The sequence below is a fragment of the Ectothiorhodospira sp. BSL-9 genome (assembly GCF_001632845.1).
In the GTDB taxonomy this organism is placed as follows: domain Bacteria; phylum Pseudomonadota; class Gammaproteobacteria; order Ectothiorhodospirales; family Ectothiorhodospiraceae; genus Ectothiorhodospira.
In genome coordinates, this window is sequence record NZ_CP011994.1 from 2779897 (window position 1) to 2803908 (window position 24012).

22 protein-coding genes and 1 tRNA gene are annotated in these 24012 nt (G+C 63.7%); 21 read left to right on the forward strand and 2 right to left on the reverse strand.

Going from position 1 to position 24012, the window contains the following annotated elements:
- The first annotated feature begins 71 nt into the window (after positions 1 to 71).
- From thrS to ECTOBSL9_RS13045, 16 genes are all read left to right on the forward strand, one after another.
- Positions 72 to 2003 (forward strand): threonine--tRNA ligase, encoded by a 1932-nt coding sequence (thrS, locus tag ECTOBSL9_RS12970; RefSeq protein ID WP_063465393.1) that lies wholly within the window; start codon positions 72 to 74, stop codon positions 2001 to 2003.
- A gap of 3 nt (positions 2004 to 2006) precedes the next feature.
- A complete protein-coding gene (infC, locus tag ECTOBSL9_RS12975) occupies positions 2007 to 2525 on the forward strand; it encodes a translation initiation factor IF-3 (RefSeq protein ID WP_082829932.1) in 519 nt (172 codons plus the stop codon).
- An 88-nt stretch (positions 2526 to 2613) separates the two neighbouring features.
- Positions 2614 to 2811 (forward strand): 50S ribosomal protein L35, encoded by a 198-nt coding sequence (gene rpmI / locus ECTOBSL9_RS12980; protein ID WP_063465395.1) that lies wholly within the window; start codon positions 2614 to 2616, stop codon positions 2809 to 2811.
- 27 nt (positions 2812 to 2838) lie between these two features.
- The gene (gene rplT, locus ECTOBSL9_RS12985; protein WP_025281353.1) at positions 2839 to 3192 is read left to right on the forward strand and encodes a 50S ribosomal protein L20; all 354 of its coding nucleotides are present in this window, start codon (positions 2839 to 2841) and stop codon (positions 3190 to 3192) included.
- Between the two features lie 90 nt (positions 3193 to 3282).
- On the forward strand, positions 3283 to 4302 hold the full coding sequence (gene pheS, locus ECTOBSL9_RS12990) for a phenylalanine--tRNA ligase subunit alpha (RefSeq protein ID WP_063466199.1): 1020 nt from the start codon (positions 3283 to 3285) through the stop codon (positions 4300 to 4302).
- 17 nt (positions 4303 to 4319) lie between these two features.
- A complete protein-coding gene (pheT, locus tag ECTOBSL9_RS12995) occupies positions 4320 to 6698 on the forward strand; it encodes a phenylalanine--tRNA ligase subunit beta (RefSeq protein WP_063465396.1) in 2379 nt (792 codons plus the stop codon).
- Between the two features lie 3 nt (positions 6699 to 6701).
- Entirely contained in the window at positions 6702 to 7001 is a 300-nt protein-coding gene (ihfA, locus tag ECTOBSL9_RS13000; RefSeq protein ID WP_025281356.1) for an integration host factor subunit alpha, read from the forward strand.
- Positions 6982 to 7365 (forward strand): MerR family transcriptional regulator, encoded by a 384-nt coding sequence (locus tag ECTOBSL9_RS13005; RefSeq protein ID WP_063465397.1) that lies wholly within the window; start codon positions 6982 to 6984, stop codon positions 7363 to 7365. Before ihfA ends, ECTOBSL9_RS13005 begins: the two co-directional genes overlap by 20 nt.
- 55 nt (positions 7366 to 7420) lie before the next feature.
- Positions 7421 to 7497: transfer RNA gene (locus ECTOBSL9_RS13010), tRNA-Pro, on the forward strand.
- Between the two features lie 50 nt (positions 7498 to 7547).
- Positions 7548 to 8909: an MFS transporter gene (locus tag ECTOBSL9_RS13015; RefSeq protein WP_063465398.1), complete on the forward strand. Its 1362-nt coding sequence runs from the start codon at positions 7548 to 7550 to the stop codon at positions 8907 to 8909.
- A 51-nt stretch (positions 8910 to 8960) separates the two neighbouring features.
- Positions 8961 to 10010, forward strand: coding sequence for a hypothetical protein (locus tag ECTOBSL9_RS13020; RefSeq protein ID WP_063465399.1), 1050 nt, complete (start codon positions 8961 to 8963; stop codon positions 10008 to 10010).
- A complete protein-coding gene (gene recJ / locus ECTOBSL9_RS13025; protein WP_063465400.1) occupies positions 10007 to 11728 on the forward strand; it encodes a single-stranded-DNA-specific exonuclease RecJ in 1722 nt (573 codons plus the stop codon). The genes ECTOBSL9_RS13020 and recJ overlap by 4 nt, the downstream gene beginning before the upstream one ends.
- A gap of 80 nt (positions 11729 to 11808) precedes the next feature.
- Positions 11809 to 12528, forward strand: a complete 720-nt coding sequence (locus ECTOBSL9_RS13030) for an ABC transporter ATP-binding protein (protein ID WP_063466200.1) — start codon at positions 11809 to 11811, stop codon at positions 12526 to 12528.
- The gene (locus tag ECTOBSL9_RS13035) at positions 12525 to 15035 is read left to right on the forward strand and encodes an FtsX-like permease family protein (RefSeq protein WP_063465401.1); all 2511 of its coding nucleotides are present in this window, start codon (positions 12525 to 12527) and stop codon (positions 15033 to 15035) included. The genes ECTOBSL9_RS13030 and ECTOBSL9_RS13035 overlap by 4 nt, the downstream gene beginning before the upstream one ends.
- Positions 15036 to 15037: 2 nt before the next feature.
- Complete coding sequence (locus ECTOBSL9_RS13040; RefSeq protein WP_063465402.1) at positions 15038 to 16162, forward strand: lipocalin-like domain-containing protein; 1125 nt, start codon at positions 15038 to 15040, stop codon at positions 16160 to 16162.
- A gap of 34 nt (positions 16163 to 16196) precedes the next feature.
- Positions 16197 to 16886, forward strand: a complete 690-nt coding sequence (locus ECTOBSL9_RS13045; RefSeq protein ID WP_063465403.1) for a cytochrome b/b6 domain-containing protein — start codon at positions 16197 to 16199, stop codon at positions 16884 to 16886.
- Between the two features lie 109 nt (positions 16887 to 16995).
- Here ECTOBSL9_RS13045 and ECTOBSL9_RS13050 read toward each other — a convergent pair whose 3' ends face one another.
- The gene (locus ECTOBSL9_RS13050) at positions 16996 to 17445 is read right to left on the reverse strand and encodes a cytochrome c (protein WP_063465404.1); all 450 of its coding nucleotides are present in this window, start codon (positions 17443 to 17445) and stop codon (positions 16996 to 16998) included.
- A gap of 221 nt (positions 17446 to 17666) precedes the next feature.
- Between ECTOBSL9_RS13050 and ECTOBSL9_RS13055 the strand changes: the two genes are divergently transcribed.
- From ECTOBSL9_RS13055 to ECTOBSL9_RS13065, 3 genes are read left to right on the forward strand one after another with little or no spacing between them, the layout of a single operon-like run.
- Complete coding sequence (locus ECTOBSL9_RS13055; RefSeq protein ID WP_063465405.1) at positions 17667 to 19295, forward strand: methyl-accepting chemotaxis protein; 1629 nt, start codon at positions 17667 to 17669, stop codon at positions 19293 to 19295.
- Positions 19296 to 19300: 5 nt separating this feature from the next.
- A complete protein-coding gene (locus ECTOBSL9_RS13060) occupies positions 19301 to 20011 on the forward strand; it encodes an HAD family hydrolase (RefSeq protein WP_063465406.1) in 711 nt (236 codons plus the stop codon).
- Positions 20008 to 20211 carry a hypothetical protein gene (locus ECTOBSL9_RS13065; RefSeq protein WP_063465407.1) on the forward strand — a complete coding sequence of 68 codons (204 nt, stop codon included), beginning with the start codon at positions 20008 to 20010 and terminating at the stop codon, positions 20209 to 20211. Before ECTOBSL9_RS13060 ends, ECTOBSL9_RS13065 begins: the two co-directional genes overlap by 4 nt.
- Here ECTOBSL9_RS13065 and ECTOBSL9_RS13070 read toward each other — a convergent pair whose 3' ends face one another.
- Complete coding sequence (locus ECTOBSL9_RS13070; RefSeq protein WP_063465408.1) at positions 20212 to 20832, reverse strand: arylesterase; 621 nt, start codon at positions 20830 to 20832, stop codon at positions 20212 to 20214.
- Here ECTOBSL9_RS13070 and ECTOBSL9_RS13075 point away from each other — a divergent pair.
- Together ECTOBSL9_RS13075 and ECTOBSL9_RS13080 are read left to right on the forward strand one after the other, a co-directional pair.
- Positions 20831 to 21520, forward strand: a complete 690-nt coding sequence (locus tag ECTOBSL9_RS13075; protein WP_063465409.1) for an ABC transporter ATP-binding protein — start codon at positions 20831 to 20833, stop codon at positions 21518 to 21520. The genes ECTOBSL9_RS13070 and ECTOBSL9_RS13075 overlap by 2 nt on opposite strands.
- Complete coding sequence (locus tag ECTOBSL9_RS13080) at positions 21517 to 24009, forward strand: ABC transporter permease (protein ID WP_063465410.1); 2493 nt, start codon at positions 21517 to 21519, stop codon at positions 24007 to 24009. The genes ECTOBSL9_RS13075 and ECTOBSL9_RS13080 overlap by 4 nt, the downstream gene beginning before the upstream one ends.
- Positions 24010 to 24012: the final 3 nt, after the last annotated feature.

Genomic DNA, 24012 nt, shown 5'->3' on the forward strand with positions numbered 1-24012 from the left:
TAGTGGGGATCACCCCCGAATACAGCAACGCGCACGACCCCGCGTACAGGTCGGCGCAGGAGACTCCTGATATGCCCGTAATCACCCTTCCCGACGAAAGCCAGCGCCGCTTTGACGAACCCGTAAGCGTGGCCGATGTGGCCGCCGATATCGGTCGTGGTCTGGCCAAGGCCACCCTGGCCGGCAAGGTGGATGGTCGCCTGGTGGATGCCAGCCATCGCATCAATGAGGATGCCCGTCTGGCCATCGTCACCGACCGCGATCCTGAAGGGGTGGAAATGATCCGTCATTCCACCGCCCACCTCATGGCCCATGCTGTGAAGAGCCTGTTCCCCAGCGCCCAGGTGACCATCGGTCCGGTGATCGATGATGGCTTTTATTACGATTTCGCCTTCGAACGGCCCTTCCACCCGGAAGATCTGGAGAAGATCGAGGCCAGGATGAAGGAGCTGGCCAAGGCCGACATTCCCGTTGAGCGTCGAGTGATGCCCCGGGATGAGGCGGCGGAGTTCTTCCGTGCCCAGGGCGAGGAATACAAGGCCCGCATCATTGAGGACATCCCCCAGAACGAGGACATCTCCCTGTACACCCAGGGCGACTTCGTGGATCTGTGCCGTGGCCCCCACGTACCCAGCACCGGCAAGCTCAAGGCCTTCAAGCTGACCAAGGTGGCTGGTGCCTATTGGCGGGGCGATTCCAAAAACGAAATGCTCCAGCGCATCTACGGCACCGCCTGGCCCAACAAGCAGCAGCTGGAAGACTACCTGCACCGCCTGGCCGAGGCGGAGCGCCGGGACCATCGTCGCATTGGCCAGGAGCTGAACCTGTTCTCGATCCAGGACGAGGCCGGCGGCGGCCTGGTGTTCTGGCACCCCAACGGGGCCCGCATCCGCCGTGTGGTGGAGCAGTTCTGGTACGACATGCATGAGCGGGCGGGCTACGAATTCCTCTACACCCCGCATATTGCCAACCTGGAACTGTGGAAGACCTCCGGTCACGCCGACTTCTACGGCGAGTCCATGTACGAACCCATGGAAGACGATAACCAGGCCTTCCAGCTCAAACCCATGAACTGCCCGTTCCACGTGCTGGTGTACAAGGATCGTCTGCGTTCCTACCGGGATCTGCCCCTGCGCTGGGCGGAGATGGGTACGGTCTATCGCCGGGAGATGTCCGGTGCCCTGCATGGACTGATGCGGGTTCGCGGGTTCACCCAGGACGACGCCCACATCTTCTGCCGTGAGGACCAGATCGAGGATGAGATCCTGCGCATCCTGGATCTCACCCTGGATGTGCTGCGGGCCTTCGGCTTCGATGACTTTGACATCAACCTGTCCACGCGCCCCGACAAGGCGGTGGGTTCGGACCATATCTGGGAGCATGCCACCGCGGCATTGCGGGCTGCCCTGGAGAAGAAGGGCCTGGAGTATGAGCTGGATGAAGGTGGTGGCGCCTTCTATGGCCCGAAGATCGACATCAAGATCCGCGACGCCATTGGCCGTCAGTGGCAGTGCTCCACCGTGCAGCTGGATTTCAACCTGCCGGAACGGTTCGATCTGGAATATGTGGCCGATGACAATCAGCGCCGTCGTCCCATCATGGTCCACCGCGCCCTGCTGGGCTCCGTGGAACGTTTCTTCGGCGTGCTCATCGAACACTACGCTGGATCCTTCCCCCTTTGGCTGGCACCCGTGCAGGCCCAGGTGCTCACCATCACCGATCGGCAGGACGATTATGCCCGGGAAGTGGTGCAAACCCTGCGAGCGCAAGGCCTTAGAGCTGAAATGGACTTGAGAAACGAGAAGATCGGCTTTAAAATCCGCGAGCACACTTTGCAGCGGGTGCCCTACCTTCTGGTTTTGGGAGACCGGGAGATGGAAACCCGATCCGTGGCCGTAAGGTCCCGCACCGGGCAAGACCTGGGAACCATGGACCTGGATGCCCTCATCCAGCGTTTGTCCCGGGAAGTGGCAGATCGCGGCCGAACCATTGTGGAGGATTAAAGTATCAGCGCTGGAAAAGAGAACCGACTGAACGAGCAGATCAGCGTCCCGCAGGTCCGCCTCATCGCCGAGGACGGAGAAAACCTGGGGGTCATGCAGACTCGCGACGCCATGAAGATTGCCGAAGAGGCTGAACTCGACCTGGTCGAGATCGTGCCCACCGCAGATCCACCGGTTTGCCGGGTAATGGATTACGGCAAGTTCAAGTTCGAGCTGAGCAAGAAGACGCAAGCTGCCAAGAAGAATCAGAAACAGGTTCAGATCAAGGAAGTGAAGTTTCGCCCGGGCACCGATGAGGGCGACTATAACGTCAAGATCCGAAATCTCACCCGGTTTCTGGAACACGGCGACAAGTGCAAGGTCACCATCCGCTTCCGTGGTCGTGAAATGGCCCACCAGGAATTGGGCGGCAAGCTGCTGGACCGGATCGAGAAGGATCTGGAAGAGCTTGCCACCGTGGAGCAGCGGCCCAAGATGGAAGGTCGCCAGATGATCATGGTGCTCGGCCCGAAGAAGAAGTGATGAATAAAACGGATGCACGGGTTCCGGTACACCTGTGTGTCCTGATCAACAGGACCGCCGTGAAGGCGGCCTTACCAGGAGTTCGAAGATGCCGAAGATGAAGACCAACCGGGGCGCCGCCAAGCGCTTCACCAAGACCGGGGCGGGCGCGTTCAAGCGCGGCCAGTCCCATCGTCGTCACATCCTGACGAAGAAGAGCACCAAGCGTAAGCGCCATTTGCGCGCGGCCTCCCATGTCCATCCTTCGGATGTGGCTGCCGTTCGCCAGATGCTGCCCCACCGCTAAACCGATTCTTCATCAGGAGTACGAGAGATGCCCCGAGTCAAAAGAGGTGTAACCGCCCACGCCCGGCACAAAAAGGTGCTGAAGAAGGCGAAGGGTTACTATGGTGCCCGCGGTAACGTCTATCGCGTTGCTGTCCAGGCCGTCACCAAGGCCGGTCAGTATGCCTATCGCGACCGTCGTCAGCGTAAGCGCCAGTTCCGCGCCCTGTGGATTGCCCGTATCAATGCGGCTGCCCGCCAGTTCGACCTGTCCTACAGCCGCATGATTCACGGCCTGGACAAGGCTGGAATCGAAATCGACCGCAAGGTGCTGGCCGATCTGGCCGTGCATGACATTGCCGCTTTCGGTCGCATTGCCGAAAAGGCCAAGGCTGCCCTTTAATTTGCACCCTTAGGGGGCGCGCGACGTAAAAGGGGAAAGGCCTTGCCTTTCCCCTTTTTTGTTTTCACTGCCAACGACGGAAAGCATCACGTGGAATCCCTCTCCAAACTGACCGAAGCGGCGCTCAATGCCATCAAGGGCGCCAAGGATCTGCGCAATCTCGAAGACCTGCGCGTCCACTTTCTGGGCAAGAAGGGCGTGATCACCGAGCAACTCAAGACCCTCGGATCCCTGCCGGTGGAACACCGCAAGCAGGCGGGGCAGGCCATCAATCAGGCCAAGCAATTGGTCAATCACGCCCTGGATCAGCAGCGCAGCGTGCTGGAAGCGGCCGCCCGTGAGGCACGTTTGGCCTCCGAGACAGTGGATGTCACCCTGCCGGGACGTCGCCAGGAGTCGGGTGGCCTGCATCCGGTCACGCTGACCATTGAGCGCATGGAGCAATTGCTGGGGCAGTTTGGTTTCCATGTTGCCGAAGGCCCGGAGGTGGAGGACGACTACCACAACTTCGCGGCCCTCAATATTCCCTCGCATCACCCGGCCCGGGCGATGCACGATACCTTCTATTTCGACGCCGGCACCCTGCTGCGCACCCACACCTCGCCGGTGCAGGTGCGGGTGATGGAGGGGCAGGCTCCGCCGCTTCGCATCATTGCCCCGGGGCGCGTGTATCGCTGCGACTCCGATCTGACCCACAGCCCCATGTTCCACCAGGTGGAAGGACTGCTGGTGGATGAGGGCGTCACCTTTGCCCAGTTGCGTGGCGTGCTGGATGCCTTCCTGAAAGCCTTTTTCGAGCAGGACGACCTGCAGACGCGCTTCAGGCCGTCCTACTTCCCCTTCACCGAGCCATCGGCTGAAGTGGACATCCAGTGCGTGCATTGCGGCGGAAACGGGTGCCGGGTGTGCAAGCACACCGGCTGGCTGGAGGTCATGGGCTGCGGCATGGTGCATCCCAATGTCTTCGAGCATGTGGGCATCGACAGCGAACGCTACACCGGCTTTGCCTTCGGCCTGGGGGTGGAACGCATGGCCATGCTGCGCTACGGCGTGAACGACCTGCGTCTGTTCTTCGATAACGACGTCCGCTTCCTGCGCCAGTTCGTCTAGTTAAAGGGTAGTCATTCATGAGAATCAGCAATCATTGGCTCGGCCAGTGGGTGGACCATGGCCTGACCGTGGAAGAACTGGGGCATCGCCTGACCATGGCCGGCCTGGAACTGGATGCCATCGAACCCGCGGCCGGTTCGTTTACCGGTGTTGTGGTGGGGCAGGTGCTCTCGGTGAAGCCGCATCCGGACGCCGATAAACTGCGTCTGTGCCTGGTGAACGATGGCGGCGGCGAACCGGTACCCGTGGTCTGTGGTGCCCCCAATGTCTACGAGGGGATGAAGGTTCCCTTTGCGCCGGTGGGTGCCACGCTGCCCAATGATTTCAAGCTCAAGAAGGTCAAGCTACGGGGTGCCCCATCCCACGGGATGCTCTGCTCTGCCCGTGAACTGGGCCTGTCCGAGGCCAGCGATGGCCTGATGGAACTGCCGGCGGATACGTCCGTGGGGCAGGACCTGCGCGAACTCCTCAGCCTGGATGACCAGATTCTTGAGGTGGACCTGACTCCCAACCGGGCCGACTGCCTGAGCCTGTCGGGGGTCGCCCGTGAGGTGGCCACCCTGACGAAGAAGCCACTCAAGGCCGTGGAAACCACGCCGGTTGAGGCCGCCTGCGATGACACCTTCCCGGTGCGCCTGGATGCCCCCGCGGACTGCCCCCGTTACGCCGGCAGGGTGGTGCGTGGCGTGGACGCCACCGCACCCACGCCCATCTGGATGCAGGAAAGGCTGCGCCGCGCTGGTATCCGCAGTCTGGGGCCCCTGGTGGATGTGACCAATTACGTGATGCTGGAACTGGGTCAGCCCATGCATGCCTTCGATCTGTCGGTATTGCGGGGCACCCTCATCGTGCGCCGGGCCCATGAGGGCGAAGTGCTCAAGCTTCTGGATGCGAAGGATCTCACCCTGAGCGGTGATGATCTGGTGATCGCCGACGAGCAGAAGTGCCTGGCCCTGGCGGGCATCATGGGCGGTGCGACCAGCGGAGTGACCGACGCTACCCGGGATGTCTTCCTGGAATCGGCCCACTTTGCCCCCATGGCAGTGGCGGGTCGGGCCCGTCACCATGGTTTGCATACCGATTCCTCCCATCGTTTTGAACGGGGTGTGGATCCTGAACTGCCGTCCCGGGCCCTGGAACGTGCCACGCAGCTGCTCTGTGAGATTGCTGGAGGGCAGCCGGGGCCCGCACAGGTTACCCAGAGTGAAGGGCATCTTCCGGTGCGCAACACGATCGAATTTCGGCCTGTGCGTACCAATGAGTTGCTGGGTGCGGACATCAGCCCGCAGGCCATGCAGGAGATCCTGACCCGTCTGGGCTGCCAGGTAAACGATGCGCAGACCTCCTGGCAGGTGACCCCCCCGTCGTTCCGCTTCGATCTGGCCATCGAGGCAGATCTGGTGGAAGAGATTGCCCGGGTACACGGTTACGACGATCTGCCCACTCAACTGCCTGCGGTACAACCCCAGGTGACCTGGCTGGACGAGGCGCGGGTGCCGGCGCGTCGCATGCGTGCCTGCCTGACGGATCTGGGTTATCTGGAGGCAGTGACCTTCAGCTTTGTGGATCAGGAGTTGCAGGCCCGCTTTGCCCCGGGCGTGGCCCCGTTGAAGCTCGCCAATCCCATCTCCTCGGAGTTGGCGGTGATGCGTACCAGTTTGTGGCCGGGGCTGGTGAAGGCGGCACAATACAATCTCAATCGCCAGCAGGAGCGCTTGCGCCTGTTCGAAATCGGCCTGAGTTTTGTGCCCGAAGGTAATGAGCTCAAACAGGAAAAGATGATTGCAGGGCTGGTCTGTGGCCCGGCATGGCCCAATCAGTGGGGACAGCCGGACCGCACCGCCGACTTCTTCGACATGAAGGGGGATGTGGAGTCTCTGCTGGGGCTGGCTGGCCTGGAGCGACGCGTGCAATGGCAGGCCTGTGAGCATCCGGCCCTGCATCCCGGTCAGTCCGCCGAGCTGCGCCTGGATGGCCAGGTCGTCGGTTGGGCAGGCACCCTGAGCCCGGACCTGGAAGACTGGCTGGACCTGGACACCAGCATGTATCTGTTCGAGTTGAAGCTGGAGGCCATCAGCCGGGGTCACGTGCCCAGGTTCCGGGGGCAGAGCCGGTTCCCGGCCATCCGTCGGGACCTGGCAGTGCTGGTGGATGAGGCCGTGCCGGCCGCCCGGGTGGTGCAGGTGATCGAGTCCATGGACTACAGCGCCCTTCAACAGGTGAGCCTGTTCGATGTGTATACCGGAAAAGGTGTACCTGAAGGAAGAAAAAGCCTGGCTTTGGGCTTGATTTTACAGGATTTATCCAGCACTCTAACCGACAGTCAGGTGGACGACATGATCGCTGCTGTCGTGGACAAATTACAAAAAGAGGTTGGGGCGACCCTCAGGGCTTGAGCAATGGCACTGACCAAGGCGGAAATGGCAGAGCAACTCTTCGATGAGTTGGGGCTCAACAAGCGTGAGGCCAAGGAACTCGTCGAGTTGTTCTTTGAGGAAGTGCGCACTGCGCTGGAGCGAGGCGAACAGGTAAAATTGTCGGGTTTCGGCAATTTTACGCTTCGCGACAAGAACCAGCGTCCCGGGCGAAATCCCAAGACAGGCGAAGAGATCCCGATATCTGCCCGCCGCGTGGTGACTTTCCGCCCCGGGCAAAAACTCAAGGCGAGGGTCGAGTCTTATGCTGGAAGCGGGCAATAACAGCGAACTGCCGGCCATCCCCGGCAAGCGCTATTTCACCATCGGCGAGGTCAGCGAGCTGTGTGGGGTGAAGCCCCATGTGCTGCGCTACTGGGAGCAGGAATTCCCATCCCTCAAGCCGGTCAAGCGCCGCGGCAACCGTCGTTACTATCAGCGTCAGGATGTCATCCTGATTCGCCAGATCCGCAGTCTGCTCTACGAGCAGGGTTACACCATCGGTGGAGCCCGGCAGAAACTCTCCGGCCAGGAAGCCAAGGAAGACACCACCCAGAGCCAGCAGATCATCCGCCAGATGCGTATCGAGCTGGAGGAGGTACTGCAGATCCTCAAGCAGAAACCACCCCAGTCGGGTGAGCATAAATAGGCCGGCATAGCCCCTTCCCAAGTCGACCTGAGTTCCCTATAATGCGGCACTTCTTCGGGGCGTAGCGCAGCCTGGTAGCGCACCTGCATGGGGTGCAGGTGGTCGGAGGTTCAAATCCTCTCGCCCCGACCAAAAGTCCTCAAAAAGCCCGGCCTTGCCGGGCTTTTTTGATTCGGCCTCTGATGAACACCCCTCATACTCAACGCAGCTGGCGCAGTGCCTTTGCCGTCTATCGCCATCCCCGGGTGATCGGCATGCTGTTCCTGGGGTTTGCCGCCGGTCTGCCGCTGCTGCTGGTGGGCGGCACCTTCACTGCCTGGTTGCGTGACCTGGGGGTGGAGCTGGCAGCCATCGGCTTTCTCAGCTGGGTGGGCATGGCCCATTCCATCAAGATCTTCTGGGCCCCGGTGGTGGACCGGCTGGCGTTGCCCCTGCTCACCCGCTGGTTTGGACGGCGCAGGGCCTGGATGCTCCTGGCGCAGGTGGTGATTGGTGGTTCGTTGCTGGGCATGGCCCTGACCGATCCCACCCAGCATCTGTGGCTGGTGGCCGTCTGGGCCGTGCTGGCCGCCTTCGGTTCCGCCACCCAGGATATCGCCATTGATGCCTATCGCATCGAGGCAGTCACTCGGGATCGACAGGGCGCCATGGCGGCCTCCTACATCTTCGGTTATCGGGTGGCCCTGCTGGCCGCCGGGGCCGGGGCCCTGCATCTGGCCGCCGTGGGTAACTGGAGCATTGCCTATGGCGTGATGGGGCTGCTCATGGGGGTGGGCCTGATCACCACGCTCATCATCCGCGAACCCGAGGTCACCGTGGATCAGACCACCCAGCGCATGGAACAGCGGGTGGTGGACTATCTGCAGCGCACCCGCCATCAGGGCTGGCGTCGGGGGCTGACCGCCTGGTTCATTGGTGCGGTGATCTGCCCCTTTGCCGATTTCATGAAACGTTTCGGCTGGGTGGCGTTGCTGATCCTTTTGTTCATCGGCACCTTCCGCATCAGCGATATCTTCATGGGGGTGATGGCCAACCCCTTCTATCTGGACCTGGGTTTCACCAAGACCCAGATCGCCAATGTGGCCGCAGCCTTTGGGCTGGCCATGACGCTCACGGGGGCGGCCCTGGGCGGCCTTCTGGTGGTGCGCTATGGCATCATGCGCATGCTCATCTTCACCGCCTTTCTGGCCCCGATCACCAATCTGACCTTCTCCTGGCTGGCCATGCTCGGCCCCGAGACGTATGGCCTGGTGGTGGCCATCATGGCGGACAACATCAGTGGTGGACTGGCCATCTCGGTGTTCATCGCCTATCTCTCCAGCCTCACCAATACGGCCTATACAGCGACCCAGTACGCCCTGTTCAGCTCCCTGATGACCCTGCCCGGGCAGTTCCTGGCCGGATTCACCGGTCTGCTGGTGGAGCATATTGACTGGTTCTGGTTTTTCGTCTCCTCGGCCCTGATCGGCATACCGGCGATCGTGCTGGCCTTTGTGCTGGCGCGCTGGGCCAACCCGGACAGGATTGAACAGCCCGGCAAATAAATCCAGCGCACCTTGCACGCCCCTTATCCCGCGCACTCATCAGGAGCCGCCGTGACCCAACCCACACTGCACCTGTTCATCCCCGGTCTGCTGCACAAGGTGCCGGAATGGCTCGCATCCTATGGAGAGGTGGGACGCTACCCGGCGTTGGAATGGCTGTTGTCCAGGGGGGATCTGCATCCCACCCGGGACTTGCCCCGCGAGACGGCCCTGTGTCGGCTCTTTGGTATCAGCGAAGGCATACCCGCCGGCGCCCTGACACGCATGGCCTGCCATCCCGACGAACCGCTCACCGGCCACTGGCTGTGTGCGGAACCCGTGTACCTGGAGGCGGGCATCGACGACCTGGTGCTGACGGAGGCCTCCCAACTGAATCTGTCATGGCCTGAGGCCGAGGCACTGGCGACGCTGGTGAATGAACATTTCACGCATCGACCCTGGACCCTGGAGGTCTCGGCGCCTGACCACTGGCATATTCATCTCCCAGGCGATGCGGGTCCGGGTCTGGAAACCACGCCGCTCTCGGCGGCGGCCGGCCAGCGCATCGGTCGACTTTTGCCCAGGAAGGGCCCCCATGCCAACGCCTGGCTGCAGGATCTGAATGAATTGCAGATGCTGTTGTATCCCGCCCCGGTAAACCAGGAGCGGGAAGGACAGGGCCGCAAACCCATCAACAGCCTCTGGATCTGGGGTCAGGATCCCCTGCCATCGACGCCGGCCCAGGCGCCGCTGGCCGCCGCATTCGGTCAGGGCCGGTTGCTTGAGGGGCTATGCCAGTGGGGCCAGGTGTCCTGCCAGCCGCTCCCTGAAAATGCTCATGCCGTGCTGGAAGGCAGCAGGGGGGATGAGCACCTGGTGGTCCTGGAGGATCTATGGGCTGCGGCAGCCTACGACGACATCGAGGGGTGGCGAAAGGGCATGGAGGTTCTTGAGCGGCAGTGGTTCGAGCCGCTTCTCAAGGCCATCCAGCAGGGGAGAGTGCGCAGTCTTCAGGTGCATGCCGGGGATGGCATGGTTGCCGTTATGGGCCCCACGGTGCGCTGGCAGTTCTGGCGTCGCCCCCGCTCATTGAATGACCTGCTGGGAGGTAACACCCCATGAAGGCTCGCCGACGACTGCAACGCCCCAGCGAAACTCCTCAGGGGGCCGATCTGCTCACCCGCCTCTATGCGCATCGGGGTATCCAGGACCCAGCGCAGATGGATCATGCCCTGACAGGCCTGGCACCCACCCAGTCACTATCCGGAGTCGCGGCCGCCAGCGCCCTGCTGCATCAGGCACTGGAAGAGGGCTGGTCGATCCTCGTGGTGGGGGACTTCGACGCCGATGGTGCCACCAGCACCGCCCTGGCGCTGCGGGCCTTGCGGGCCATGGGGGCGGCACGGGTGGATTACCTGGTGCCCAATCGCTTTGAATACGGCTATGGGCTCACCCCAGAGATCGTCGCCGTGGCCCGGGAGCGCGAACCCCGGTTGCTCATCACCGTGGACAACGGCATCTCCAGCCTGGACGGGGTGGCCGCCGCCCAGGCGGCGGGCATGAAGGTGTTGATCACGGATCACCACCTGCCCGGCCAGGATCTGCCACCTGCCGACGCCCTGGTGAATCCCAACCTCCCGGGCGATGAATTTCCCAGCAAGTCACTGGCCGGGGTGGGGGTGATCTTCTATGTGATGGCCGCACTGCGCGCCCGGTTGCGCACCACGGACTGGTTTACCCGACGCGGCGTGGCCCAGCCCAACCTGGCGGATTTGCTGGACCTGGTGGCCCTGGGTACGGTGGCCGACGTGGTGCCCCTGGATCGCAACAACCGGATACTGGTGGATCAGGGTCTGCGACGCATGCGGGCCGGACGTGCCGTACCCGGCATCCGGGCCCTGCTGGAGGTGGCCGGGCGCAATCCGGCACGGGTGGTGGCCTCGGACGTGGGATTTGCCGTGGGCCCACGCCTGAACGCCGCCGGTCGCATGGATGACATGTCCATCGGTATCGAATGCCTGCTGACCGATGACCCTGCCCAGGCCCGCACCCTGGCCCAGACCCTGGATGACCTGAACCGGGAACGCCGGGAGGTGGAAAAGGACATGCAGGAACAGGCACTGATCACGCTGGAAACCCTGCTGGCCGAACATCCTGAACTCACCCAATGGCACGGGCTGTGTCTCTACGAGCCCGACTGGCACCAGGGGGTGATCGGCATCCTGGCCTCGCGCATCAAGGACCGGGTGCATCGCCCGGTGATCGCCTTTGCCCGGGCAGAGGAGGGCACGCTCAAGGGGTCAGCACGCTCCATCCCCGGCCTGCATGTCCGCGACACCCTGGAGGCCATCGCCACCCGTCATCCGGGACTCATCACCCGGTTCGGGGGGCATGCCATGGCGGCGGGCCTGAGCCTGCCCGAGGATCATCTGGAGCCGTTCCGGCAGGCCTTCGAGGACACCGTTCGCGAGACCATGGACCCTCGCGACCTGGAGGGGGTCATTCACAGCGACGGTCCCCTCCTTGATCATGAACTCAATCTGGAGACGGCCGAGCGCCTGCGTGCCGCCGGCCCCTGGGGGCAGGGTTTCCCGGAACCCTTGTTCGATGGCGTGTTCCATATACGGGAGCGTCGCCCCCTGGGAGATGGTCGCCACCTGCGCCTGACCCTGCAGCCGGTGGACGGCTCGGTACGGGTGAATGCGGTGGCCTTCAATATCGATCCCGAGGAATGGCCCGATGGTCAGGAACAGGTTCATCTGGCCTATCGTCTGGACGCCAATGAATTCCGCGGGGCCTGCACGGCGCAACTGGTGGTGGAACATGTGGTGCTGGGCTAAGCCCAGCCCCTCATCCCCGACCCTTCTCCCCGGAGGGGAGAAGGGAGAGATGGACAAATAAAACATACGCTCGGATGATCATGGACACGCCCACACAACCGCAGGCAAAAACACCCCCACTGCTGCAACTCACCCAGGTGAGCAAGCACTACACGGAAGGCCACCAGCGCCGCACGGTCCTGGACAGCATCGACGCCCAGGTGCAGACCGGTGAGATCGTGGCCCTGGTGGGGCGCTCCGGGTCCGGTAAATCCACCCTGCTCAACCTGCTGGCCGGCATCGACCGCCCCGACGCAGGGCAGATCCATGTGCGTGGTCGGCGGCTGGACACCATGAGCGAGCGGGAGCGCACCCTGTTCCGTCGCCGTGAGGTGGGTTTTGTTTACCAGTTCTTCAATCTCATCCCCACCCTGACCGTGGCCGAGAACGTGGCCCTGCCCATGGAACTCAATGGTGTGGCTAGCCGCGATCGGGGAGAGCGGGTGGACCAGCTGCTGAATCTGGTGGAACTGGGCCATCGGTCACAGGCCTTTCCCGATAAACTCTCCGGAGGCGAACAGCAGCGGGTTGCCATGGTGCGGGCCATGGCCCATGAACCGGCCCTGCTGCTGGCGGACGAGCCCACCGGCAACCTGGATGCGGAAACCGGTGCCCGGATCATCAGTTTACTACGAGATCTGGTCAGGGATCAGGGGCGCACCCTGGTGATGGTGACTCACAGCCAGGAGGTGGCCGCCATTGCCGACCGGGTGTGGACCCTGAGTGAAGGCCACATCACCCCCTCGGACAACACCCCATGACGCTGCTGGCCAAGGCCCTGATCCGGGACCACCGCAAGCGGCCCTGGAATATCCTGTTTTCCATCCTGGGTGTGGCCCTGGGCGTGGCCATCGTGGTGGCCGTGGATATCGCCAACTCCAGTGCCTCCCGGGCCTTTGAAATGTCATTGGAAACCGTGACCGGTCGGGCCACCCATCAGGTACTGGGGGGGCCTGCGGGGCTGGATGAGACCCTGTATGCCCAGTTGCGCCGGCAGGGCTTTCGCGAGAGCGCTCCGGTGGTGGAAGGCCATGTCCAGGCCCGCGGCGAAACCTTCACCCTGCTGGGCCTGGAGCCCTTTGCCGAGGCCCCGTTCCGGGACTACGCCGACGGTATCCGCGGCGAAGGCGTGAGCGCCCTGGTGACGGATGCCGATGCCGTCATGCTCAGCGCCCGGGCCGCCGCAAGACTGGACCTGGAACCGGGGGACCGCTTCACCCTGACCATCCGGGGTCGGGAGGAAACCGTCACCCTTCGCTCGGTACTGGACACTGACGAACCCGGCCTGGATGGCATCATGCTGGCCGACATCGCCCACGCCCAGGTGCTGCTGCAGCGGCTGGGGCAACTGGATCGCATCGACCTGATCCTGCCCGACGATCATGCCCTGGAGCACCTGCGGACGCTGTTGCCCGAGGGGGCCGAGGTGATGGCAACCCAAAGCCGCAACGAGGCCACGTTGCAGATGTCCCGGGCCTTTCACATCAATCTCACTGCCATGAGCCTGCTGGCCCTGCTGGTGGGAGCCTTTCTCATCTATAACACCATGATCTTCTCGGTGCTCCGGCGCCGCCGCCTGTTGGCCACCTTGCGCATGCAGGGCATGACCGGTGCCGAGCTGTTTCGACTGGTGATGACCGAGGCCCTGCTGGTGGGCCTGATCGGCTCCGTGCTCGGGTTGCTGGCCGGCACCCTGATCGGGCAATTCCTGCTGCAGATGGTGACGCGCACCGTATCCGACATGTATTTCGTGCTCACGGTGACCGAGTTGCATCTCACCCTCTGGGTGGTGCTCAAGGGCCTGCTGCTGGGTGTGGCCGCCACACTGGCGGCAGCCCTGGGACCCGCCTGGGAGGCGGCACGAATCTCACCCCGGGACGCCCTGAGTCGCTCCACGCTGGAGCGGGGCGTGGGGCGCCTGATGCCCTGGCTGATCGGGGCCGGCCTGATCCTGATGGGCCTGGGCTGGGTCCTGGTGCAATGGCCCAGTCAGAGTCTGTTGCTGGGGTTTGCCGCCCTGTTCCTGCTGATTCTGGGCTATGCCCTGCTGATCCCGCCGGCCTTGCTGATGCTGGCCCGGAGCCTGACCAGACCCATGGGGGCGGCCTTTGGCGCCGTGGGGCGCCTGTCGGCACGCGGGGTCAGCGCCGGGATGAGCCGGGCGGGACCGGCCACCGCCGCCCTGGCCCTGGCGGTGTCGGCCACCATGGGTGTGGGCGTCATGGTGGAGAGCTTTCGCACCACGGTGGATGTGTGGCTCGGCCAGACCCTGCAAAGTGATGTGTATGTGAGTGCGCCGGGACGTTCCGGGGTGGGCGTCAATCCCACCCTGCCGGACGGAGCCCGATCCCGGGTCGAGGCCCTGGAGGCGGTGGAAACCGTGAGCACGGCGCGGCGCGTCCATGTGCATTCGCCCCGGGGCACCGTGGAGATGATGGCCGTGGACCCGGCACCGCGCACCCCCGAGGGTTATCGCTATCGGGCGGGTGATGGGGCCGCCGCCTGGCAGGCTCTGGAGAGCCAGGATGCCGTGCTCATCTCCGAGCCCCTGGCCTGGCGCTTGTCGCTGGGGCTGAACGATACCCTGACCCTGCGCACGGATCGGGGGCCCCGGGAGTTCACCATCGTTGGCGTGGTGCAGGAATACGGGTCGGACCGCGGCCTGGTGACGGTGCATCGGGCACTCTACGACCGCTACTGGGACGACCCCGGAGTCGCCTCGCTGGGTATCTATCTGCGGGATGGCATCGCTCTTGATCCTGCCCTGGAGGACATACGCGCCGCGGTGGCCGATCTGGAGGCCCCGGTGCTGGTGACTGCCAGCGGTGAGATCCGCGAGATGTCCATGGATATCTTCGACCGTACCTTTGCCATCACGCACATCCTGCGCCTGCTCACGGTGGGCGTGGCCTTCATCGGCATCCTGAGCGCCCTGATGGCCCTGCAGATGGAGCGCTCCAAGGAGAATGCCGTGCTGCGGGCCACGGGTGTCACGCCCGGTGAACTGGGAGGTATGGTAGCCCTGCAAAGCGGCCTGCTGGGACTGGCGGCGGGGCTGCTGGCCATCCCGCTGGGATTGCTCATGTCCCAGGTGTTGATCGAGGTGATCAATCTGCGCTCGTTTGGCTGGAGCATGCAGCACGATGTATCCCCACGGGTGCTGATGGAAGGGTTGTGGCTGGCGCTGCTGGCAGCGCTGCTGGCCGGAATCTATCCAGGGCTGCGCATGGCGCGTGCCCGGCCGGCTGAACATCTGAGGGAGGAGTGATCATGATCCGACGATGGTCAGTAGCGGGGGTGACCCTGTTGGCGATGTTGTTGCTGATGGGCTGCGGAGAAGGGCAGCCGGATCGTGAAGATGACACCCTGGCCGTCTCCCAGGCCCTGGGAGGGGATGACATGGAGGGCTACGCCCGGGCCGTGGAGCCCCGGGAGTTCCGATTCCCCGAGGATCATGCCGCTCACCCGGAGTACCGGAACGAATGGTGGTATGTGACCGGCAACCTGGACGACCCCGAGGGCCGCCGCTTCGGGTTTCAGATCACTTTCTTCCGGTTCGCCCTGTCGCCCACACCGCCCGACTCGGAGTCCGCCTGGGCCACCCATCAGGGCTGGATGGCCCACCTGGCGGTGACCGACGTGAACGGCAACCGGCACCGGGCCCTGGAGCGTTTTTCCCGTGGGGCCGCCGGCTTGGCCGGGGCGGAGCTGGATCCTTTTCGTGTCTGGCTGGACGATTGGGAACTGGGCGCCGAGGCGGGTAATGACTTCCCCTGGCGACTGGTGGCCGCCGAAGGCGATCTGGCCCTGGACCTTCGCCTGGAGCCCCTCAAGGACAAGGTCTTCCAGGGGGATAGGGGGCTGAGTCAGAAGTCTCCGGAACCGGGCAATGCCTCATATTATTTTTCCATGACCCGTCTCGACACCGAGGGTACCCTCAGCCTGGGGGGGCGCGAGTACCCGGTGAGTGGTCTGTCGTGGATGGACCGGGAATGGAGTACCAGTGTGCTGGGAGAGAACCAGGTGGGATGGGACTGGTTTTCCCTGCAACTGGATGACGGGCATGATGTGATGGTTTACGAATTGCGTCTGGAAGACGGCGGCGTGGATCCCTTGAGCAAGGGCCTGTGGGTGGAACCGGACAGCCAGCATCAGGTGATCCCCCATGACGCCTTTGACCTGGAGGTGCTCAGGACCTGGACCAGTCCCACCGGCAGCACCTATCCGGTGGCCTGGCGTCTGCGTCTGCTGGAACAGGAACGCGACCTGGAGATCCGTGCCGTGCGTGAGGATCAGGAAATGGACCTGACGGTACGCTACTGGGAGGGGGCGGTGGATATCTTCGAGGCCGGAAAACCGGCCGGACGCGGGTTTGTGGAGTTGACCGCCTATTGAGCGGCTGATGCTGGATCAATTGTCGAGGTAAGCCATGCAGGATCATGATTATCCGGATGTTTCCCGTAAGCGTATCCCGGTATGGGATCTGCCGACCCGCCTCTTCCACTGGTTGTTGGTACCGCTGCTCATTGGCCTGTGGTACACGAGCCAGGATGTGATGACCATGAAATGGCATATGTGGCTGGGCTACACGCTCCTGGCCCTGCTGCTGTTTCGCATCATCTGGGGGGTGTTGGGCACCCGTTCATCTCGATTCGGTGATTTTCTGGCCGGTCCGGTAACCGTCTTCCGGTATGTGCGGGATCTGTTGCGGGGGAAGTCCCCAACTTATACCGGGCATAACCCCCTGGGCGGGTGGTCGGTGATGCTGATGCTGGGCCTGCTGCTGTTTCAGGGAATCAGCGGCTTGTTTGCCAATGATCAGATCTTTACCCGGGGGCCCTTTGCACGCATGGTCTCGTCATCCACCAGCAATACCCTCACCAGTCTGCATAAATCCAACTTCGATCTGTTGTTGATCGTGATTGGCATCCATGTGCTGGCGGTGTTCCTGTACTGGCTGATCAAGCGGGACAACCTGGTGGGCCCCATGATCACCGGGCGCAAGTGGGTCGCTCGGGGCGAGGCCTCGGGCGTGCGGTTTGCCAGTCTGTGGTGGGCGCTGGTGGCGCTGGGGGTGTCGGCGGCTGGGGTCTGGGGGGCGGTGACGTATCTGCCGTAGGGGGTTGGGGGGCTCCCTTCCCCCCACCCCGAGAGAAACAGGGTCTCCATCCTGGCTCCCTTCTCCCCTCTGGGGAGAAGGGTTGGGGATGAGGGGCGGAGGCGCTGAATTACATGCGGAAATCGTCGTGGCAGGAGCGGCAGCTCTGGCCCACGGCGCCGATCTGACGGCGGATATCCCGCTCACCTGCCTCGTCGGTGATCAACTCCACCAGGCGAGCACTGGCCTGCTCAAAGTCGGCGGCCTTTTCGTCGAAGGCTTCCCGGTTCATCCATACCTCGGGCATGGCATCGGTATGACCCATGTCCGAACCCTCGGTGAAGCCCTGCCAGGGCATGTCGGCCACCCGATCCAGTTGCCCGGCATGCTTGGCGGCCAGCTCACGATCGAACGGGATGTCCCCCTGAGCCATGGCGCCCAGCGGCCCCATGTTCCACTTGAACACCTGGAAGACCCCCTGGCGATAGTCAATGGCATCCTCCGGATCGGCCGCCGAAACCGTTCCGAAACACAGGGTGAGGGCCAGGCCGGCAATCAGGGTTTTGGTCATGGTTTTCATGGGTCGTACCTCCAATGTCTCGCATGGTGAGCGACTGAGTGTAGCAGTTGACCCCATGTCGGGACATTCAAGCATTCCATCGAACAGACGCTATAAAACCATGCAAGCGTCAGACGTAAGTGGCAGCCTTGCCGGGTCACGCATGGGCGAAGGGCCCATTCAAAGTCAGTTCGACAGTGAGCCTACCGCAAGGGAAGGCGCTCCAGAGGGAGGAAGTACAGATGGGGTCGCGTTTGACCATCCGGATGAAGTTAATGGCCATGACCGGGCTGGCCCTGGCGTTCATGGTAATCCTGGCTGCGGTGGGGCTGGGGGGGATGCACCAGAACCACGCCCAGTTGAACAGCATCTACCAGGATCGCGTGATCCCCATGGATCAATTGAGCCGCATCGGCAACACATTGGCGGACAACCGCGCGCAACTGCTGATTGCCCTGCACAACCCCAATCTCGACAATATCGAGGCCGCCGTCGAGCGTATCGAGGCCAACAATCGGCAGAGGGATCAGATCTGGCGCGATTATCTGGAGACCTACCTCACCCCCAGGGAACAACAACTGGCGGACCGCCTGGCGGAGCAGATGGCAGGGCTGGAGGAACAGGCCATGACCCCGGCGGGGGAAGCCCTGAGAAGCTTTCATCTGGAGCGGGCCGACACGCTCCTGCAGGAGCAGGTCACACCCCGGGCCGAGGCCGTCAATGCCACTCTCGCGGATTTGATGAGCCTGCAAATGGATGTTTCACGGGACATCTACGAGGGGGCCCTGAGCCAGTATCAGAACACCCGCAACGGCATGATCGGCGGCCTGCTGCTGGTCATTGCCATCTCCTTGGGGATCGCACTGCTGGTGATCCGGCGCATCACCGGCGCGGTGGATGAACTGGACAAGGCGAGCCGGGAGATGGCCAATGGCAACCTCACCATCAAGGTGGCCGAGTCCGGAAACGATGAACTGACCCGGGTCGCCAGAGGTTTCAACCAGATGGTGGAGAGTGTCCGGGGCATCATCGGTCAGGTCACCGGTGCCACCACGCAGGTGGCTTCGGCTGCTGAGGAGTTGACGGCCGTGACTGGCGAAACCCGCCAGCGCGTGGATCATCAGCAGAACCAGACCGAGCAGGTGGCCACGGCCATGAACGAGATGACCGCCACGGTGGTGGAGGTGGCCCGCAACGCCGCCGATGCCTCACAGGCAGCCCGGCAGGTGAACGAGGAGGCCGGTGAGGCCCAGCAGGTGTCGGCCCAGGCGATCAAGGCCATCCAGGAACTCTCCGATGAGATTCGCAGGGCGGGTGAAGTGATCCAGAAACTGGAGGCGGACAGCGAAAAGATCGGTGCCGTGCTGGATGTGATCCAGGGCGTTGCGGAACAGACCAATCTGCTGGCCCTGAACGCGGCCATCGAGGCAGCCCGGGCCGGAGAACAGGGCAGGGGGTTTGCGGTGGTGGCCGACGAAGTGAGAACCCTGGCCAGTCGCACCCAGAAATCAACCCTCGAGATCGAGGAGATGATCAAGGCACTCCAGGGCGGCACGCGCAATGCCGTGGCCGTGATGCAGGCGGGCCTCAAGCGGGCGGAGGAGACTTCGAACGGCGCCGCCATGGCCGATCGCTCCATGGCCTCCATCGTCCATGCCGTGGGCACCATCAACGACATGAGCACCCAGATTGCCAGCGCCGCCGAAGAACAAAGTGCCGTGGCGGAGGATATCAACCGCAACGTGGTGCGCATCAGCGAGGTGGGCCATGATGTGTCCAGCGGGTCGGGAGAGATCGCCAGTGCCGCTCAGGAACTCTCGCGGTTGGCTGCTGATCTGAGTCATGCCATGGATCGATTCCGTGTAAACTGACACCCATGAACCTGCGCTGCATCACTTTCGACCTGGATGACACCCTCTGGGCCTGTGCCCCGGTGATCCAGAATGCTGAACGCACCTTCCATGACTGGCTGGGCGCCCATTATCCGGGCATCACCCGGCGCATGAACCTGGAAGCCATGATTGATCATCGGCAAAGATGGTTCCGCCCCCGGGCCCGCCAGCATCATGATCTCAGCTCCCTGCGCAAGCAGTGGCTGGCCGCCCTGGCGGTGGAATACGGCTACGATGATGCCCTGGTGGAACCGGGCTTTCGGGTCTTCTGGGAAGCCCGGAACCAGGTGTCGCTCTACGATGATGTCCTGGAAACCCTGGACAGGCTGCGTCACCATTACACCATCGGCGCCATCACCAATGGCAACGCGGACGTGCATTACATCGGCATCGGCCAGTATTTCGATTTTGTGGTGACCGCCGCAGGGGCTGGCCATGCCAAGCCATCGCCCGAGATCTTCACCGCGGCCCTGGATGAAGCCGCCGTGGCCGCCCATGAGGCGCTTCACGTGGGGGATGATCCGGAGCGGGATGTGCTCGGCGCGGCGCGAGTAGGGATGCGCACCGCCTGGGTGAACACCCATGGTATGAAATGGCCCGGTGGGCCCGGGCCAGACCTGCAGATGCCCCATGTGGGCGAGCTGCCGGGCAGGCTGTTGATCGGATCCACCAACCCGGAGGAGCGTGCCTCGTGAAGCGATTTGGCATTCGCATTACCCTGCCTCAGGGCGACACCCTGTCGGCGTCACATCTGCTGGGGGAGGGCTGGGAGCATTTCCGCTGGTATGAGACGGCCCAGGAGAGGGATGCGGCCCTTGAAGACATGCAAAATCCCCCGCCTTACTATCGTCGCGGCGACATGATCACCCAGGTGCTGGAAAAAGTGGAACGCTGATCAGCCATCCAGTTCCGGCCCCAGCACCTTCCAGACCGTGTCCAGCATCACCGGTTGCGCCCGGGTGGTAGGGTGAATGCCGTCGGACTGCATCATGCCTTCCTCCAGTGCCACGCCTTCCAGCAGGAAGGGTACCAGGGGCAGATCATGCTCGGCGGCCAGATCGTGATAGATCTGGTGGAACCTCTCGGCGAAATGTCTGCCCAAGTTGGGCGGTACCTGAATGCCCACCAGCAATACCTGGGCGCCGGCATCCTGGCTGAGGTCAATCATTTCACGCAGATTGCGGGACATCTCATCCAGCGGGATACGCCGCAGACCGTCGTTACCCCCCAGGCTCAGAATGACCCACTCGGGCTCATGTCGCTCCAGCAGCCGGGGCAGGCGGGTCAGGCCACCGCGGGTGGTTTCGCCGCTGATGCTGGCGTTGAGTACACGAAAATCCCGGCCCTGTTCATCAAGGCGGGTTTCCAGCAGGGCCACCCAGCCCTGATCCGTGGGCATGCCATAGGCGGCACTCAGACTGTCGCCCATCACCAGCAGGGTGGGGCGCTCGTCCGCCACGCTGGCCGTGACCGGCGTGAGGAACAGCAACACAATCAGAAGGAGTCTTGATCTCATGGTCTCTCACTCTCCCGCCCCGGTGGTTTCCGCGAGCGGTATCGTTAAATCCGTCATGGGCCCGGCCGGACGATTGTCCATTCTAAAGGGTGTGGACCTGCATGTGGCGCCTGCCGAGGCGGTGGCCATCCTGGGAGCCTCGGGTTCGGGCAAGTCCACATTGCTGGGCCTGCTTGCGGGCTTGGATCTCCCCAGTGGGGGAGAAGTTCGCCTGCTGGACCAGGATCTTGGCAGGTTGAGTGAGGATGCACGGGCCGGACTGCGGGCTGGCCGGGTCGGGTTTGTCTTCCAGTCCTTCCAGCTGCTGCCGGCCCTGACGGCCCTGGAGAACGTGATGCTCACGCTGGAACTCTCCGGTCACGAGGGCGATGCCCGTGCCGGGGCCCGGGAAGCCCTGGAGCAGGTGGGTCTGGGTCCACGCCTGGACCATTATCCCAGTCAGCTCTCGGGAGGTGAACAGCAGCGGGTGGCCATCGCCCGTGCCTTCGCCGCCCATCCCCAGGTGCTGTTTGCCGATGAACCCACGGGCAATCTGGATCAGCAGACGGGCGAGCAGATCATCCAGCTGCTGTTCAACCTGAAATCCGTTTATGGCACGGCCCTGGTGCTGGTCACCCATGACCCGGATCTGGCCAGTCGTTGTGAACGGCGCTACCGCATCACTGACGGCGTCCTGGGGGCCGCATGAACCGCGCGCTGCGTTACTCCTGGATCTCCCTGGGCCGCGAATGGCGGGCCGGGGAGTTGCGTATCCTGGCGCTGGCCCTGGTGATCGCGGTGGCGGCCGTCACCTCAGTGAGCTTTTTCACCGACCGGGTGCAGCGGGCCATGTCCCTGCAGGCCACGGAGCTGTTGGGGGCGGATCTGAGCATCACCTCGCCCCAGCCCATACCCGGCGAATTTGCCCAGGAGGCCCGGGAGCGGGGCCTGGATACGGCCCGTTACGTGAGCTTCCCCAGCGTGGTGGTGTCCGGTGATGATTCGGAACTGGCCGAACTCAAGGCCGTGAGTGATGGCTGGCCCCTGCGGGGTACCGCCCGCGTGAGCGATGCGCTCTTCGGTGAGGAGCAGGAAACCCAGTCCGTGCCCGGCTCCGGCGAGGCCTGGGTGGAGGCACGCTTGCTGCAGCTGCTGGACCTGTCCGTGGGCGATAGCCTGGAGGTGGGCGAGATCTCGCTCTCCATCAGCCGGGTCCTCACCTATGAGCCGGATCGGGGTGGGGACCTTTTCCAGTTGGCACCGCGATTGATGCTCAATGTGGAGGACCTGGAAGCCACTGGGCTGATCGTTCCCGGCAGCCGGGTGAATCATCGTTTCCTGGTGGCCGGGGATGAGACCGCCATCAACCGCTACCGGGATTGGGCCTCGGCGGAGCTGGCGGAAAATCAACGTCTTGAAACCGTGGCCGACGCTCAACCCGCCCTGCGCAATGCCATTGCCCGGGGCGAACAGTTCCTGAGCCTGGCCGCCCTGGTGGCTGTACTGCTGGCCGGAGGCGCGGTGGCGGTCGCGGCCCGTCATTACAGCGACCGGCAATCGGATACCAGCGCGATCATGCGTTGTCTGGGGGCGTCGCGGCGCTTCGTCCTGCAGGTGTTCACCCTGCGCCTGCTCTGGCTGGCCCTGCTGGCCAGCGCCGTGGGCCTGGTGCTGGGTTTCGTGGCACAGGGCGTGCTGGCCTGGCTGCTGTCGGGCTGGTTCGCCACCGAACTGCCGTTGCCCTCGCTATGGCCGGTATTCACCGGCATGGGGGTGGGGTTGATCACGGCCCTGGGCTTCGGCCTGCCCGCCTTGCTGCGTATCGGCCAGGTGCCGCCGCTGCGCGTGCTGCGTCGGGACCTGGGTGCCCCTCCGCCGGCCATGTGGCTGGTTCTGGGGCTGGCCATGCTCACGCTGGGTGTGCTGCTGCTGTGGCAGGCCGGGGACGTACGCCTGGCCGGTTTCGTGCTTGGCGGCGCGGCCATTACGGTGGCCGTGCTCTGGGCGGCGGCGCTGCTCCTGGTGAAGGCCCTCACGCCCCTGCGCAGCCGGGGCGGAGTGGCCCTGCGCTTCGGTCTGGCCAATCTCTCCCGGCGCGGCGCACTGAGCGCCGTGCAGCTCTCCGCCTTCGGTCTGGGCATCATGGCCCTGCTGCTGCTGGCCCTGGTGCGTGTGGACCTGCTCTCGGAATGGGAAGGCAGCCTGCCCGAGGGCGCACCCAATCACTTCATGATCAATGTCCAGCCGGATCAGGTGGAACCCCTGCAGGCCCTGTTCGAGCGCCATGGCATGGAGAGACCCGCGTATTACCCCATGATCCGGGGTCGGCTCTCGGCCATGAATGGCGAACCGGTTCGCCCGGAGGATTACACCAACCCCCGGGCCGAGCGCCTGGTGACACGGGAGTTCAATCTCTCCTTCGCCAGGGACCTGCAGCCGGGTAACCGGGTGGTGGCGGGGCAGTGGTGGGACCCGGCGGACCCGGAGCCGGGCTTCTCGGTGGAGGAAGGCCTGGCCGAGACCCTGGGGATCGAGCTGGGGGACACCCTGGAGTTCAGTATCGCGGGTGAGCGGGTGCAGGCACCGGTGACGAACCTGCGCGGCGTGGAATGGGATTCTTTCAATGTGAATTTCTTTGTGCTCTCGTCGCCAGGGGTGCTGGAGGATTTTCCGGCCACCTACATCACCAGCTTCCACATGGATGAGGCAGGGCAGCGCATGCTCACCGAGGCTGTGCGCCAGTTCCCCAGTATCACCGTGCTGGATGTGAGGGCCCTCATGCAGCAGGTACGCAACATCATCGACCGGGCCAGCCTGGCGGTGGAATACGTCTTTCTGTTCACCCTGGCTGCCGGTGTGACGGTGCTGTTCGCCGCCATTCATGCCACCCGCGACCTGCGCCGCCGGGAGAGCGCCATACTGCGCACCCTGGGAGCCAGCCGTAAACAAGTGCTGGCAGGCCTGTTGGCAGAGTTCATGGTGATGGGGGCACTGGCCGGACTGCTGGCCAGCGCAGGAGCCAGTGCCGTGGGTATCGTGCTGGCCCGTGAGATCTTCGATCTACCCTACACGGTGAACCCCGTGCTGTGGTTGGCGGGTGTGGGCGGCGGCGCCCTGGGCGTGGGGCTGGCCGGTTGGCTGGGTGCCCGTTCCGTTCTGCGCCAGCCGCCGTTGCTGACGTTGCGCCAGGTGGGGTGAGCA

Bases quoted from the DNA above. Each gene is read 5' to 3' on its own strand.
- thrS (WP_063465393.1), top strand. From the start codon at position 72: ATGCCCGTAATCACCCTTCCCGACGAAAGCCAGCGCCGCTTTGACGAA.
- rpmI (WP_063465395.1), top strand. From the start codon at position 2,614: ATGCCGAAGATGAAGACCAACCGGGGCGCCGCCAAGCGCTTCACCAAG.
- rplT (WP_025281353.1), top strand. From the start codon at position 2,839: ATGCCCCGAGTCAAAAGAGGTGTAACCGCCCACGCCCGGCACAAAAAG.
- pheT (WP_063465396.1), top strand. From the start codon at position 4,320: ATGAGAATCAGCAATCATTGGCTCGGCCAGTGGGTGGACCATGGCCTG.
- ihfA (WP_025281356.1), top strand. From the start codon at position 6,702: ATGGCACTGACCAAGGCGGAAATGGCAGAGCAACTCTTCGATGAGTTG.
- ECTOBSL9_RS13005 (WP_063465397.1), top strand. From the start codon at position 6,982: ATGCTGGAAGCGGGCAATAACAGCGAACTGCCGGCCATCCCCGGCAAG.
- ECTOBSL9_RS13015 (WP_063465398.1), top strand. From the start codon at position 7,548: ATGAACACCCCTCATACTCAACGCAGCTGGCGCAGTGCCTTTGCCGTC.
- recJ (WP_063465400.1), top strand. From the start codon at position 10,007: ATGAAGGCTCGCCGACGACTGCAACGCCCCAGCGAAACTCCTCAGGGG.
- ECTOBSL9_RS13030 (WP_063466200.1), top strand. From the start codon at position 11,809: ATGGACACGCCCACACAACCGCAGGCAAAAACACCCCCACTGCTGCAA.
- ECTOBSL9_RS13035 (WP_063465401.1), top strand. From the start codon at position 12,525: ATGACGCTGCTGGCCAAGGCCCTGATCCGGGACCACCGCAAGCGGCCC.
- ECTOBSL9_RS13040 (WP_063465402.1), top strand. From the start codon at position 15,038: ATGATCCGACGATGGTCAGTAGCGGGGGTGACCCTGTTGGCGATGTTG.
- ECTOBSL9_RS13045 (WP_063465403.1), top strand. From the start codon at position 16,197: ATGCAGGATCATGATTATCCGGATGTTTCCCGTAAGCGTATCCCGGTA.
- ECTOBSL9_RS13050 (WP_063465404.1), bottom strand. From the start codon at position 17,445: ATGAAAACCATGACCAAAACCCTGATTGCCGGCCTGGCCCTCACCCTG.
- ECTOBSL9_RS13055 (WP_063465405.1), top strand. From the start codon at position 17,667: ATGGGGTCGCGTTTGACCATCCGGATGAAGTTAATGGCCATGACCGGG.
- ECTOBSL9_RS13060 (WP_063465406.1), top strand. From the start codon at position 19,301: ATGAACCTGCGCTGCATCACTTTCGACCTGGATGACACCCTCTGGGCC.
- ECTOBSL9_RS13075 (WP_063465409.1), top strand. From the start codon at position 20,831: ATGGTCTCTCACTCTCCCGCCCCGGTGGTTTCCGCGAGCGGTATCGTT.
- ECTOBSL9_RS13070 (WP_063465408.1), bottom strand. From the start codon at position 20,832: ATGAGATCAAGACTCCTTCTGATTGTGTTGCTGTTCCTCACGCCGGTC.
- ECTOBSL9_RS13080 (WP_063465410.1), top strand. From the start codon at position 21,517: ATGAACCGCGCGCTGCGTTACTCCTGGATCTCCCTGGGCCGCGAATGG.